Here is a 14,296-nt window from a genome sequence, read left to right on the forward strand (position 1 = left end):
CGAAAACGCAAGGGTCGATGGCGGCAAACCGAAAGGCGAAATGTCGCTGATGCTTAAGAGAACAGCAGCGCAGAAAGCTTGCGCCGTCCAGAAACGCTGGTCGGATCCTTGAAGCCCCAGACCTCGAAGAACTGCAAAAGCTGGCGGCGCGCGCCGTCGTCGTCGAAGGTGCGGTCCTTGCGCATGATGTAGAGCAGGTGATCGGCCGCTTCCTCGCGTGCACCCTCGACATTGCGGATCTTGGCGAGCTTCATGCGCGCCTCGTGATCGTCGGGGTTTGCGGCAAGCGCCTGCTCAAGAGCCACGGGATCGCCGAGCTTGCGGGCTTCCTCGATCTGCTCGAGCTTCTTCACCACCGCCTGGATCGCCGGATCCGCCGCCATCTCGTCGGGGAGTTCGTTCAGTGCCTCGCGCGCCCGCTCGTGTTGGTTGGCTGAAATCATGCACTGCGCCATGCCGGCGAGCGCCTTGGCGTTGTCGGGATCGGCCTGCATGACGGCGCCATAGAGCTGTGCTGCGCCATTGATGTCACCGCTGGCGAGCAGACCATCGGCCTCGACGAGCACGGCCTCGATCTCGGCCGCCTGATCGGCACCCGCGGGACCGGCGACGCGATCGATGAACTCACGGATCTGGCTTTCCGGCACCGCACCCATGAAACCATCGGCCGGGCGGCCGCCGACAAAGGCGATGACGGCGGGGATCGACTGGATGCCGAGCTGGCCGGCGATCGAAGGATGATCGTCGATGTTCATCTTGACGAGCTTGACGCGGCCTTGAGCCTCGTTGACCACCTTTTCGATGACGGGTGTCAACTGCTTGCAAGGGCCGCACCATGGCGCCCAGAAATCGACGAGAACGGGTTGGTTGCGCGACTCCTCGATGACGTCCTTGCTGAAGGTCGCCGTCGTCGTATCCTTGATATAGCCGCCGCCGGCCGCCATCGGCGCTGGTGCCGCTGCCTGAGCCGGTGCTGCAGGCGCGCCGCCATAGCTTGCCGTTGCCGACATCTGGCCGAAGGAATTGCTGTAGGGATTGTCGTTGCCGCTCATGAGTATCTCCCGCCGCGCCGGTCAGCCGGCTTTTCTAGCGTTAAAATCGTATGTCAGGACGTCACTTTCAAGACAAGCGGCGTGTGACCGGTCGCTTCCATGAAGCGGACGAGGTCCGCACTTGCAATCGACGTGGTCGCGTCGTTGGACAGCGGATGGCAATTGATAATCTCGTCCTTCATGAGATCGGCATCAAGAACGAATGTGACCTTGTGGTCGGAATCATTGATCGCGCCGAAGGCCGTGACCGAGCCCGGAATGACGCCCAGATACTCCATCAGCTTCTCCGGCTTGCCGAACGACACCTTGCTGGCAGCACCGATCAGCGTGTGCACCGTCTTCAGGTCGACCGAGGCATTCTCCTCGACAGTGAGCAGGAAGAACTGGTCCYTCTTGTCCTTCACGAACAGGTTCTTGGTGTGGCCGCCGGGAATCTCGTCGCGCAACGCCACCGATTCGGCCACCGTGAACACCGGCGCATGCGTCTTCGTGCTGTGCTTGATGCCGAGCCCGTCGAGAAAGGCGTAGAGTTCGGCTGCGGTCTTCGGCGTCTTCTCGGTCATGGCTCGTTCCAGCACTCTATTGGGATAAGGCGCCCCCTGATTACGTCTCCCTCCCCTTTTTTGCAACGTGCCTATTCGCCGCTTTTCCCTGCATTTGCGGCATTTTAGGTGGGATCGGGAAAGCTTCTCAAATTTTTCTTCGCCTTTCCGTCATTTCCCTGTTGCATTTGAAAATCGTTTGGGCGATATAGCGCCCGTCGCCGCAAGGTGGCGCCCACGGTCCTCTCTAACTACCACAGGCCGTCGGGATTATGAGCGGGTGTAGCTCAGTGGTAGAGCACAACCTTGCCAAGGTTGGGGTCGAGGGTTCGAACCCCTTCGCCCGCTCCAAATCTTCCCAACCGACAGAAATATGATGCATTAGGCGCTCCAGAGCGCCTTGTTCGTATGTCGTCATCCCTATTGCCGACTGTTCACACCTCCCCTTCTGCTCCACCATCGCATCCATCGTTGCGTCGCGCACATTTTTGTGCGCACACTCGGCGATGGAGAACGGGATGAGATACGTATATTTGGCGGAAATCCAGCCCGATCCCGATGGAGGGTATCTCGTCACCTTTGCCGATGTTCCTGAAACGATAACCCATGGCGGCGACCGCAACGAGGCCATCGCCAGCGCGCAAGAAGCGCTCGGTCTCGCGCTTCGCGGCATTGTTCAGGACGGCCGCGCAATACCGGTCCCCTCCGCGAAAACAGGCATTGCTATCGCCGTCGATCCCGAGGACGCGATCAAGCTCGCGGTGATCGAAGCCTTCAGACAAGCCGGCATCTCCAAGCGCGAACTGGCGCGACGTATGGGCAAGACGGAAAACGAGGCCCGCCGCATCCTTGATCCCGACCATCATTCGAAAATCGGCGCATTGCAGGAGGCGATGCAGGCGCTAGGCAAGACGATCGTGGTCTCCGTTCAGGAAGCGGCCTGAGCAACGCCCCAACCGAACCCCTCAAAAAACATTGATTTGCGCATCGCACCTGCCCATGTTGAAGCAAGGGGTAGGATAACCGATTGGGCGGGAGAAGATGCTGCAACGGACCGAGGAAACAGATGCCGCGCTGGTCGACAGGCTGCAGCAGGCGGCGTTCAACTACTTCCTGAAACATTCCAACCCCGATAACGGGCTTGTCGCCGATACATCGGTCGCAAACGTGCCCTGCAGCATCGCGGCGGTCGGTTTCGCGCTGTCGTCCTACACCGTCGCCGTCGAGCGCGGCTGGATGACGAGGGCGGACGCGATAGCCCGCACCACGACGACGCTCTGCTTCTTCGCCAACGGCCACCAGGGCCGCGAGCGGCATGCGATCGGCTACAGGGGCTTCTTCTACCACTTCCTGCACATGGACACCGGCCACCGCGCCTGGAACAGCGAGCTCTCAACCATCGACACGACGCTGCTCGTCGCCGGCGTGCTGACGGCAGCCGCCTATTTCGATGGCGACGACGAGGCCGAGACCGAGATCCGTCGGCTGTCGACGCTGATCTACGAGCGCATCGACTGGCATTGGGCGCTGAACAAGGGCGAGACCATCTGCATGGGCTGGAAGCCATCAAGCGGCTTCCTGCGCTGGCGCTGGCAGGGCTATGACGAGGCGGTGCTGCTCTACACGCTGGCGCTCGCCTCGCCCACGCACCCGATCCCGCAATCGAGCTACGACGCCTTCACCTCGAGCTACTCGTGGATGCTCTTCGACGAGAAGTGCTATCTCTATGCCGGGCCCTTCTTCATCCACCTCTTCTCGCACGCCTGGATCGATTTTCGCGGCATCCGCGACAGGCCGATGGCGGCGCGCGACAGCGATTACTTCCGCAACACGCAGATTTGCATCGAGGTGCAGCGCGACTACGCCGAGCGCAACCCCGGCCATTTCATCGGCTATTCCAGGGATGTCTGGGGCCTGTCCGCCTCCGACGGTCCACCACCATCGCGCAGCCGCCATGGCGACCGGCGCCCGAGCGTGCTGGGCTACGCCGCCCGAGGCGCGCCACTCGGCCCCGATGATGGAACGCTTGCCCCTTGGTGCGCGCTCGCCGCCCTGCCCTATGACCGCGAAGCGGCGATTTCAGGCACGCGGGCGCTGCTCCAGGCCTATCCCGACCTCTGCTACGAGGGCCGTTTTCCTGGTGGCTTCAACCCTTCAGTCAAGACGGCGGGACCGGAGGGGTGGGTGGACGACCGCTGCGTCGGTATCGACCAGGGGCTGCTTGTCATGTCGATCGAAAACGATCGCTCCGATTTTATCTGGAGCCTGATGCGCAAGTCCGACATCATCCGCACCGGCCTGGAACGCGCAGGCTTTACCGGCGGCTGGCTGGAAGACGACGCGGAAGACGAAGAGCTCAAGATCGCCTGACGGCGTTTAGCGGATGGGCGAGCCCAGAGGATAACCCTCAGCGCACGAACACATGCGCCTTTCCGGCAATTTCCAGCCGCACCCGGTCGCCGCGCGAAGGCAGCGCCACGCTGGAGGTCTTGATCAGGATCGGCGGCAGCGCCACGCCGTCGAGCGAGACGGCAACCGTGCAGGTCGCGCCGCCGAAATCCACCTCGACGACACGCCCGCCATAAGGCTGTTCGCTGCTGTCGGTGACGACGCGGATCTGTTCGGGCCTCAGCATGATCTCGACCTTGCCCTGATGCTGGCTGTCGACGGCGACATGGCCGAGCGCGCAATCGGCATGGCCGTTGCGGATGATCGCCGGCAGCATCACGGCATCGCCGAGAAACAGCGCCGTCTCGCGATCGCGCGGCGCCAAATAGAGCGACTGCGGCGATCCGGCCTGCACAAGCTTGCCATCGCGCAGAACGGCCACCTGATCGGCGTAGGACAGCGCCTCGGCCTGGTCGTGGGTGACAAGAATGCTGGTGATGCCGGCCGCCTGCAGCATGCGGGCCACCGCCTTGCGCATGTTTTCGCGCAGGCCCGTGTCGAGCGCCGAGAATGGTTCGTCGAGCAGCATCAGCCGCGGTTCGCGGCCGAGCGCGCGCGCCAGCGCCACACGCTGCTGCTGGCCGCCGGAGAGCTGGTGTGGGCGGCGCGTGAGCATGCCGCGATCAAGCTCGACCATGTCGAGCAGGTCCAGCACCCGCTTGTCGCGGTTATCAGCGCCACGGGCAATGCCGAAGCCGATATTGCCGGCGACGTCGAGATGCGGAAACAGCGCGCCTTCCTGCGAGACGATGCCGATGCCGCGCTTGTGCGCGGGCACCGCCGCCGGCCCATCGGCCAGCAATTCACCGTTGAGCGTGACGCGGCCCTGATCGGGCTGCTCGAAGCCCGCGATGATGCGCAAGAGCGTCGTCTTGCCGGAGCCGGACGGGCCGACCACCGCCGTGCGGCTGCCCGCCGTCACCTCCAGCGAGATGTTGTCGAGCGCCTGCACCTGACCGTAACGCTTGCTGGCACCTTCGATCGTAAGCAGCGTCATTGTCCGGCAGTCCGTTTCGATTGAGCATGGAGAAGAAGGGTCAGCGGCAGCGACAGCACGACCATCATGAAGGCGTAAGGCGCGGCAGCGACGTAGTCGATCTCGCTGGTCAGCGACCAGAATTTCGTGGCCAGCGTCTCGACACCGTTGGGCGAGAGCATCAGCGTCGCGGTCAGTTCGTTGGTGATCCCGAGCGCCACCAGCGCGATGCTGGCCGCAGCACCAGGGGCTGCAAGCCGCATGGTGATCTGCCGCACCGCCTGCCCCGGCGTGCGCCCAAGCGCCATCGCGGCGCGCTCCAGTTCCACCGGCGCCTGCGCGATGCTGGCACGAAGGCCGACCATGGCGCGCGGCAGGAAGAGCAGGATATAGGCGAGCAGCAGCGTCGCGAAGGTCTGGTAGAGCGGCAGCACGAGGCGCACGGTGATCGTCACCAGCGCCAGCGCCACGACCACGCCAGGCAGCGAGCCGACATAATAATGGCAGGCCTCCAGCACGCGCTGCACGCGGCCCGGCGCACGCACCGAGAGCCACGCCATGGGGGCGGCGGCGATCGTCGCCAGGATACCGCCGGCAAGCGCCAGCACGATCGACTGCACGAAGGCATTGCCCACCTCGACGCGCCATATGCCGGCGCCGCCGAGATAGAGCCAGCGCACCAGCGTGACGAAGGGAACGCCGAGCGTCAGCGCCGCGACGACAACGGGCAGAAGCACAGCCGGCACCGCGAACCAGCCGAGACGACGGCGATCGGCCGGGCGCGCCGAGCCGGAACCGACGCGGGCGTAGCGCTCATTGCCGCGCACCAGCACCTCGATCGCGAGCAGAAGCAGGCAGCAGGCGACCAGCACGCCGCCGAGCATATTGGCGGCCGGGCTGTTATAGGCCGACTGGAACTGATCGACGATCGCGGTCGCAAACGTGTCGAAGCGGATCATCACGAAGAGCCCGTATTCCGACAGCAGGTGCAGCGCGATCAAAAGCGAGCCGCCGCAGATAGCAAGTCTCAGCTGCGGCAGGATGGTACGGAAGAACACCGCCCAGGGCCCGAGCCCGAGCGAGGCGGCAGCATCCTCGATCGCCGGATCGAGCCGGCGAAGGGCCGCTGCGACGGGAAGATAAAGGAACGGGTAATAGGCGAGCACCGAGACGAAGACGCCGCTCTGCAGCCCGCGCATGCCCGGCACGAGGCTCACCCAGGCGTAGGAATGCACGAAGGCCGGCACGGCAAGCGGCGCCACGGCAAGCCAGGCCCAGAGCCTGGCGAAGGGAACATCGGTGCGCTCGGTGATCCAGGCAAGCGTTACAGCCAGCACGATCGACAGCGGCACGGTGATGACTTCGAGAGCAACGGTATTGACGAGCAGCTCGCCGACACGCGGACGAAACACCAGCTGCTTCACCGTTTCCCAGCCGACATCGACGGTGATCCAGCCGATGAAACCGAGGGGAACGAGGCTGAACAGCGCGACGATGGCGGCGAAGACGACGACCGGCGCATAGGGCATGCCCCGGCGCGGTCGCGCCAGTCCTGCCGTCGGCCGCGCCGCCGGCATCTCGGAAGCAAGCAATCTATTGTCCTGCAGCAAGGCCGCGCCTTTGACACGCTGAAAAAGGAAGGCAACCGCCTTGAACAAGCGGTTGCCGTGTATCGTCATGGCCTAAAGTTTTCTTGAGGCAAAAGCAACAGTTTTGCCCTGGCTGCCCGCTGCAGCCGTTAGATCAGGCCTGCGGCGGTGATCATCTCGACCACCTTCTTGCTGTTCAGCTGCGACGCATCGACCGCAGGCGCCTGCAGGTCGGCCATCGGCACCAGCTTGTCGTTGGAGGCAGCACCCTTGCCGACGGCATACTCATAGGAGGTGCCGTTCTTCAGGATCGCCTGCCCGGCCTTGCCGGTGATGAACTTCAGGAAGGCCTGCGCCTCTTTCTGGTGCTGGCTCGACTTCAGGATGCCGCCGCCCGAGAGGCTGACGAAGGCGCCCGGATCCTGGTTCTTGAAGTAGTGCAGCGCGACGTTCTTGCTGTTTTCAGCCGTCGCCGCCTGATCGCCGAACCAGTAGTAATGATAGATGATCGCGCCCTCGACCTCGCCTGCATTGACCGCCTTCATGGCAACCGTGTTGCTCTTGTAGGAGGTTGCGTTTTCCTTCAGCGCCTTCAACCAGGCCGCCGTTGCCTCCTCGCCCTTCAGCTGCAGCAACGCGCTGACGATCGCCTGGAAATCGGCGCCGACAGGGGCAGCGCCCCAGCGGCCTTTCCAGGCCGGATCGGCGAGATCCATCATCGACTTCGGCAGCTTGTCCTCGGTGAGCTTGGTCTTGTCGTAGGCAAACACGGTGGAGCGCGCCGCGATCCCGGCCCACATGCCGTCCTTCGGACGGAACTCTTCCGGCAGTTGGTCAAGCGTTGCCTTGTCGATCGGCGCAAACAGGCCGGCGGCATCGACCAAAGTCATCGCCGGCGAATTCTCGGTGAGGAACACGTCGGCGGGCGACGCCTCGTCTTCCTGGATGATCTGGTTGGCGAACTGCATGTCGCTTCCCTGCCGCATCGTCACCTTGATGCCGGTTTCCTTGGTGAAGGCGTCCACCCATTCCTGGCCGAGGCTCTGGTGCTGGGCGTTGTAGACGACGATCCCTTCGGACTCCTCCTCCTGCGCCTTGGCGCCCGAAGCGAGCGATGTCGCGGCAAGAAGCATGGCGCCGAACGCGGCGGCCTGCGAGAGGCGATTAAGGGAGACGGTCATGATGCCCTCCATGGCATTTCATCTACGGTATCCATGATATTGCAGCGGTATATTTTCCTTGGCACTCGATTTCAAGTTTAGGCGACCGGCAGGGCATCACAAAGGCTTGAAATAATTGGTATATTTTAGAACGGTTCTAGAGCGACCGGATAAGTGCGATCAAATCGTCCTCGACGTCGATGCCGTTTTCGATCGCCGCGCGCCGGGCGTTCTGGCCGCGACGGCCGGGTAGCCGGACATCGGGATCGGATGTGATTTCCTCGGCGAGCCGGCCCATACGCGCGGCGGCAACCGCGCCACCGGTGGCAGCGGGATTGATGACGATGAGCATATGGCCGAGCGCCGGCGCATCGCCCTGATCGTCGAACAGCGACGAGGCCTCGAAGGAGAAGTTGGCGCCGGTGAGCGCGCCGGCCATGATCTCGACCATCATCGCCAGCGCCGCGCCCTTGGCCTCGCCAGATGGGATCATGGTGCCGGCCAAGGCCTCGACGGCGTCGGTGGTCGGCTGGCCATTGCGGTCGAAGGCCCAGTTGTCGGGGATCGGTACGCCCTTCTGCCTGGCCGCCATCACCTTCCCACGCGCAACCCGCGACAACGCCATGTCGATGACAACGGGATCGGCATCCGGCACGGGTGCGGCAAAGGCGATCGGATTGGTGCCGAACACAGGCTTGCGGCCGCCCCAGGCCGCCATCGAGGCCGGCGCATTGGCGACCATCAGCGCCACCAGCCCCATCTCGGCGAAACGCTCGACGGTGAGCGCCAGCACGCCGGCGTGATGCGAGCGGCGGAAGGCGACGGCAACGATGCCCTGCTCGCGCGCGATCTCGGGAACGATGGACAGCGCGAGATCGATAGCCGAATAAGCGTATCCGTGATTGGCGTCGATCTGCACGACGGCGGGTAGCGGGCGTGAGAGGGATGGCGTCGCGAAGCCATCGACCTTGCCGGCCTTCGCCTGCTTCGAATAGGCCTCGACGCGCCGCAACCCGTGGTCGCCCTGCCCGGCGGCTTCCGCCGCCACAAGCGCGCGGGCGACCGAACGGGCATTCGCCTCGCTCACCCGGTTTCTGGTCAACCCATCGAAAACCAGGGTCTCAGCGGCGGCGAGTGTCAGATGCATGAAGGACCTGCGAAATGAAAAAAGGCGATAACGCGGTTACGTTATCGCCCTTCCTGCAATGCAGCAATTGATCGCGGTGCTTATTCGACGTCGAACTTCACGCCCTGCGCCAAAGGCAGCGTCTTGCCGTAGTTGATCGTGTTGGTGGTGCGGCGCATGTAGGCGCGCCATGCGTCGGAGCCCGACTCGCGGCCGCCGCCGGTTTCCTTCTCGCCGCCGAACGCGCCGCCGATTTCCGCGCCCGATGGGCCGAGGTTGACGTTGGCAATGCCGCAATCGGACCCGCGTGCCGAGACGAAGGTTTCGGCTTCGCGCATGTCATTGGTGAAGATCGACGACGACAGGCCCTGCGGCACGGCATTGTGGTCTTCGAGAACCGCGTCGAAATCACTGTACTTCATGACGTAGAGGATCGGCGCGAAGGTCTCGTTCTCGACCGGACCGGTCTGCGCAGGCATCTCGACCAGCGCCGGGCGCACGTAGAAGGCGTCAGTCGCACCGTTTTCGACACGCTCGCCGCCGGTGACCTTGCCGCCCGCAGCCTTCGCCTGCTCCAGCGCCGACTGCATGTTTTTGTAAGCCTGGCTRTCGATCAGCGGACCGACGAGCGTGCCTGCTTCCAGCGGATTGCCGATGCTGACGGAGCCGTAGGCCTTCTGCAGACGCGGAACCAGCGCGTCGTAGACGCTCTCATGCACGAACAGGCGGCGCAGCGTGGTGCAGCGCTGGCCGGCGGTGCCCATGGCCGAGAAGGCGACGCCGCGCAGCGTCAGGTCGAGATCAGCCGTCGGGCAGATGATCGCGGCGTTGTTGCCGCCGAGTTCGAGGATGGCGCGGGCGAAACGCTGCGACAGGCGCGGACCGACGGCGCGGCCCATGGCAGTCGAGCCCGTGGCCGAAACCAGCGGCACCTTCGGATGATCGACCAGCGCCTCGCCGACATCGCGGCCGCCGATCAGAAGCGTCGAGAGATTGGCCGGCGCGGTGCCGCCTTCGGCGACGAAGCGCTTCAGCGCCTTTTCGAACAACGCCTGCGTGGCAAGTGCGGTCAGCGGCGTCTTTTCCGACGGCTTCCAGACGGTGGAATTGCCGCAGACCAGCGCCAGCGCCGCGTTCCACGACCAGACGGCGACTGGGAAGTTGAAGGCCGAGATGATGCCGACGACGCCGAGCGGGTGCCAGCTTTCCATCATCCGGTGCTCGGAACGTTCGGTGGCGATCGTCAGGCCGTAAAGCTGACGCGACAGGCCGACGGCGAAATCGCAGATGTCGATCATTTCCTGCACTTCGCCGAGGCCTTCCGACGTGATCTTGCCGACCTCGATCGACACCAGCCGGCCGAGCTCGGTCTTGGCCGCGCGCAGTTCCTCGCCGAGCAGGCGCACAAGCTCGCCGCGCTTAGGCGCCGGAACGGCGCGCCATTCGAGAAACGCCTTGTGGGCGTTGTCGATCGCGGTCTTGGCATCAGTGACCGACACTTCCTTCAGCGCGCCGATTTCCTTGCCTGTCACGGGCGACGTCACCCGCAGCGTGCCGCCGGTGAAGCGGTCGGCGCTGACGCCGAGCTTGGCAAGCAGGGTCTTGGTTTCGGTGGCGAGATCGAGCGTTTCGATGGTCATTGTCGTGGTTCCAACCTTATTGTTTTTAGAAGCGGGCATCGGCGAAGTGGGCGACCTGGGCGCCGGCTTCGTACCATAATTCCTTGGCGGCGCGGAAGCGCGGCTCGGCGGGATCAGTCAACGGCAGCGGCAACTCGGCCTCGCTCATCTCGCCCAGAATGTGGCGGGCAAGCGTGCGACCGAACACCGTTCCCGGCGCGATCCCCCGGCCATTATAGCCGGAAAAGCCGACGACATTGTCGGCAAACTTGTGAAAGCGTGGCAGCGCATTGTCGGTCATGCCGATCTTGCCATACCACTCGCATTCAAACTCGACATCGCCAAGTTGCGGAAAGAGCTTCTTCAGCGCGCGCCGCGCCCAGCCCTTGTGGACGGAAAGCCCGGTATTGCGCAGCGCGCCGACGCTGCCGAACACCAGCCGGCCGGCCTGGTCCATGCGGTAGGAGGACAGAATTTCCTTCGTGTCCCAGACGCCCTCGCGGCCAGCAAGGATTGACTTGCGCAAATTGTCGCCGAGCGGCCGGGTCGCCAGGTTGAAATAAGGCAGATGCACCTGCTCGTTGCGCACCTGCTCCCAGGGGCCGGTGCTGTAGGCGTCCGTTGCGACGATGATCCAGTCGGCGGTGACGGAGCCCTTCGCGGTCTTCACCGTCCAGCGCTTGCCGTTTTTCTCGGTGGCGATGACGGGGCTCGACGTATGCAGCGTGACACCGGCCTTGACGGCGGCGTGCGCGAGGCCGCGCGCATAGGCGAGCGGCTGCAGCGTGCCGGCGCGCATGTCGAGCAGCGATCCGGTGTAGGCGTGGCTTCCCACGCGGCGCGCCGTCTCGGCGGCGTCGAGCAATCTGACATCGGCACCGCGCGCCGCCCACTGGCTGGCGCGATCGGTGATTTCCTTGAGGCCATCGGCGCCGACGGCCACATGCAGCGTGCCGTTGCGCTCAAGCTCGCAGGCGATCTTGTGCTTGTCGATCAGCTCCATCACCAGCTTCGGCGCATTGCCGAGCAGGTCGAGCAGGCGCTCGCCATAGACGGGGCCGAGCACACCGGGAAGATCGTCGGGCATCACCCACATGCCGGCATTGATCAGCCCGACATTGCGCCCCGCGCCGCCGAAGCCGACTTCGTTGGCCTCCAGCAGCACGACCGACTTGCCGGCTTCCGCCAGATGCAGGCTGGACGACAGCCCGGTATAGCCGCCGCCGACCACGACGATATCGGCCGTAACGGAGCCTGACAGCGGCATCGTTGCCGGCGGCTGCGGCGCGGTCTTTTCCCAGAGGCCGTGGGAGCGTGGATCATTCAGCATCGGAGAGCTCCGTTCCGAGGTCTATCAGGCAACGTTGCTCAGGCGCAGGCCGGAAAGCCCGAGCAGATCGATCGCCGCCTCCAGCGAGCGTGCCTGACGTTCCGCGTAAAGGTCAAGCTCATCCGTGACGGTGGCGCCGAGCGCCTCCTCGAAGGCCGAGCGGTTGGACCGGGTCGCGTAGTTCTGCTGCTGGTCTGTGCCGAGGTTCGACTGGAAGATACCGGCCGCGCTCACAGGCAGGAAGTCCTCGTAGACAATGGGATCGAAGGTGAGATAACCCATCTCGATCAGCGCCTCGGCAACATCAGGCAGCGCGCCATAGACGGCGGCGGCAACGCCCTTGGGCGTCGCGGAATAGTGGAAGAAGGCCAGCTGCTCGGCCCGAAGCGCCGCCCAGCTATCCGGCAATTCGCGGAACCGCTCGGCAAGCTCGCTGTCGTAATCGCCGGCCTTGGCGCCGGCGGCACCGACCTGCACCTCGCCACGAACCGAAGCCAGCAGCCGGTCGTAAAGCGCGCGACCCTTGGCCGTCAGCGCCACGCCGCGCTGCTCGATCTCTCCGAAGCGCGCCGTATGCGTGCCCTTGGTGCCGCCCGTCTCGCCGGCAAAGGCGATCGCCTCTTCCAGTGCCTTGAAGCTGGTCTGGCGCAGCAGGATGTCGCAATCGCGGCGCGGCGGCCCTTCGATGACCGCCTTCGGCGTGATGCCGCGCTCCGGCATGCGGGCCTGCACGGCATCGATATCGAGCGTGCGCGGGGTCAGGTGGTTGATATGCGGCCCCTTGAAGGAGACGACGTCGGCGATCAGCCGGTGCGCGTCGTGCAGGCGCTTGTAGGTCTCGGCCGTGACCGTCGCCTCGCCATGCCAGCGGAAGGTTTCCAGCGCCTCGGCGACGAATTCCTGCGCTTCGACTTCCGTTAACCCGCCGGCTTCCTCATGGCGCTCGATCAGCTGGATGGCGCGCTCGGTATAGATGCGGCGCTTCGACAGGATATCGGCGGCCTCGGCGCGCAAAGCCTCGTCCTCGATCAGCTCGAGCCTGAGCAGCGAGGTGAAGACGCGGAACGGATTGACGCTGAGCGCCGCCTGATCGACCGGGCGGAAACAGGTGGAATGCACAGGCACGCCGGCCACCGAGAGATCGTAATAGCCGACCGACTGCATGCCCATGACGGCAAAGAGGCGGCGGATGGTGAAAAGCTCTTCGGGCGTACCGAGACGGATGGCGCCATGGCGCTCGACATCGATGCGCTCGAGCTCGCCGGCCCGCGTCAGGCGCTCGCGAAGTGATGCGTCCTTGGCCAGAACCTCGGCATTGACGTCGGAAACCAGTTCCAGCAGCGTTCCGTATTGCGGCACCTCGGCGCGATACATCTGCGACATCGCTTCGGTAAACAGCGAACGGATGCGGTCTGTGGAAACGAAGCCTGCCATGATAGAGATCCCCACGTTCATTCCGATTATGATTAGTGCAGCTATTTACAAGCGCCCGAAAGCCATAAATATCGACATTTCGGAAATAGCTCATTCTGAAATGGAATGACCCATGCTGACGTCAAGGCGTTTTCTACCCTCCACCGCGCTGCTTTCCGCCTTCGAGGCGGTATCGCGCACCGGCAGCGTCACGGCCGCCGCCAAGGAACTCGACCTGACGCAAAGCGCCGTCAGCCGCCAGATCAAGACGCTGGAGGAGCAGCTCGGCGTCGAGCTCTTCATCCGCGAGCGCCAGACGGTTCGCCTGACGCTTGCCGGCGACGGCTATGCCCGCGAGATCCGCGAGGCGCTGCGTCGCATCTCCAGCGCCTCCTTGAACCTGCGCGCCAATCCGCATGGCGGCACGCTCAACCTCGCGATCTTGCCGACCTTCGGCACCCGCTGGCTGGCGCCGCGCCTAGGCCGCTTCCTCGCCGCCAATCCGGGCGTGACGATCAATCTCGTCACCCGCCTCTCCTCCTTCGATTTCCGTCTCGATTCGATCGACGCCGCCATCCATTTCGGCCATCCGCTCTGGCCGGGCGCCGAGCTTACCTTCCTGATGTCGGAAAAGACCGTGCCCGCCTGCAGCCCCGATTTTCGCGACCGGCACGGCATCAGCCAGCCATCCGATCTCGTCGACGTGCCGTTGCTGCATCTCACCACCCGCCCGGATGCCTGGGAGCAATGGTTCGCCGACAACGAGGTGCCGCCACAGACCGTTCACGGCATGCTCTTCGACCAGTTCGCCACAGCCGCACAGGCGGCCATCGCCGGCCTCGGCGTGGCRCTGCTGCCGACCTTTCTCATCCAGGACGAGCTGAAGCGCGGCGATCTCGTGGCATCAGTCAATCGCGAGATGGAGAGCAAGGAACGCTACTATCTGGCCTTCCCCGCCGAACGCGCCGACTACGCCCCGCTTTCAGCCTTCCGCGACTGGATCGTCCGCGAAGCCGCCGGTTGACGGAACCGCTTGCGCCG

Annotated in this window: 12 protein-coding genes and 1 tRNA gene; 4 read left to right on the forward strand and 9 right to left on the reverse strand. The window is 64.4% G+C overall.

What is annotated here, in order from left to right; translation table 11 throughout:
* Positions 1-53: 53 nt before the first annotated feature.
* Both trxA and AC1DOG_RS12125 read right to left on the reverse strand, forming a co-directional pair.
* Positions 54-1,052 (reverse strand): thioredoxin, encoded by a 999-nt coding sequence (trxA, locus tag AC1DOG_RS12120; protein ID WP_477928271.1) that lies wholly within the window; start codon positions 1,050-1,052, stop codon positions 54-56.
* Between the two features lie 53 nt (positions 1,053-1,105).
* A complete protein-coding gene (locus tag AC1DOG_RS12125; RefSeq protein ID WP_477928273.1) occupies positions 1,106-1,615 on the reverse strand; it encodes a prolyl-tRNA synthetase associated domain-containing protein in 510 nt (169 codons plus the stop codon).
* Between the two features lie 255 nt (positions 1,616-1,870).
* Between AC1DOG_RS12125 and AC1DOG_RS12130 the strand changes: the two genes are divergently transcribed.
* The 3 genes from AC1DOG_RS12130 (at position 1,871) to AC1DOG_RS12140 (ending at position 3,964) form a co-directional block, all read left to right on the forward strand.
* Positions 1,871-1,945: transfer RNA gene (locus AC1DOG_RS12130), tRNA-Gly, on the forward strand.
* A gap of 167 nt (positions 1,946-2,112) precedes the next feature.
* On the forward strand, positions 2,113-2,538 hold the full coding sequence (locus AC1DOG_RS12135; RefSeq protein ID WP_477928275.1) for a type II toxin-antitoxin system HicB family antitoxin: 426 nt from the start codon (positions 2,113-2,115) through the stop codon (positions 2,536-2,538).
* 97 nt (positions 2,539-2,635) lie between these two features.
* Positions 2,636-3,964, forward strand: coding sequence for a glucoamylase family protein (locus AC1DOG_RS12140; protein ID WP_477928277.1), 1,329 nt, complete (start codon positions 2,636-2,638; stop codon positions 3,962-3,964).
* 37 nt (positions 3,965-4,001) lie between these two features.
* Here the strand turns inward: AC1DOG_RS12140 and AC1DOG_RS12145 are convergent, their stop codons facing one another.
* The 7 genes from AC1DOG_RS12145 to hglS form a co-directional block, all read right to left on the reverse strand.
* The gene (locus AC1DOG_RS12145; RefSeq protein WP_477928279.1) at positions 4,002-5,039 is read right to left on the reverse strand and encodes an ABC transporter ATP-binding protein; all 1,038 of its coding nucleotides are present in this window, start codon (positions 5,037-5,039) and stop codon (positions 4,002-4,004) included.
* On the reverse strand, positions 5,036-6,697 hold the full coding sequence (locus AC1DOG_RS12150; RefSeq protein ID WP_477928281.1) for an ABC transporter permease: 1,662 nt from the start codon (positions 6,695-6,697) through the stop codon (positions 5,036-5,038). Before AC1DOG_RS12150 ends, AC1DOG_RS12145 begins: the two co-directional genes overlap by 4 nt.
* 59 nt (positions 6,698-6,756) lie before the next feature.
* A complete protein-coding gene (locus AC1DOG_RS12155; protein ID WP_477928283.1) occupies positions 6,757-7,788 on the reverse strand; it encodes an iron ABC transporter substrate-binding protein in 1,032 nt (343 codons plus the stop codon).
* Between the two features lie 136 nt (positions 7,789-7,924).
* Entirely contained in the window at positions 7,925-8,914 is a 990-nt protein-coding gene (locus AC1DOG_RS12160) for an Ldh family oxidoreductase (RefSeq protein ID WP_477928285.1), read from the reverse strand.
* Positions 8,915-8,994: 80 nt separating this feature from the next.
* Positions 8,995-10,533, reverse strand: coding sequence for an L-piperidine-6-carboxylate dehydrogenase (amaB, locus tag AC1DOG_RS12165; RefSeq protein WP_477928287.1), 1,539 nt, complete (start codon positions 10,531-10,533; stop codon positions 8,995-8,997).
* A gap of 25 nt (positions 10,534-10,558) precedes the next feature.
* Positions 10,559-11,842, reverse strand: a complete 1,284-nt coding sequence (locus tag AC1DOG_RS12170) for an NAD(P)/FAD-dependent oxidoreductase (RefSeq protein ID WP_477928289.1) — start codon at positions 11,840-11,842, stop codon at positions 10,559-10,561.
* A gap of 24 nt (positions 11,843-11,866) precedes the next feature.
* Positions 11,867-13,276: a 2-oxoadipate dioxygenase/decarboxylase HglS gene (hglS, locus tag AC1DOG_RS12175; protein WP_477928291.1), complete on the reverse strand. Its 1,410-nt coding sequence runs from the start codon at positions 13,274-13,276 to the stop codon at positions 11,867-11,869.
* Positions 13,277-13,388: 112 nt separating this feature from the next.
* Here hglS and AC1DOG_RS12180 point away from each other — a divergent pair, with 112 nt between their 5' ends.
* A complete protein-coding gene (locus AC1DOG_RS12180) occupies positions 13,389-14,279 on the forward strand; it encodes a LysR family transcriptional regulator (protein ID WP_047508915.1) in 891 nt (296 codons plus the stop codon).
* Positions 14,280-14,296 lie beyond the last annotated feature (17 nt).

The sequence above is a fragment of the Rhizobium sp. 01N48 genome, from assembly GCF_056399145.1.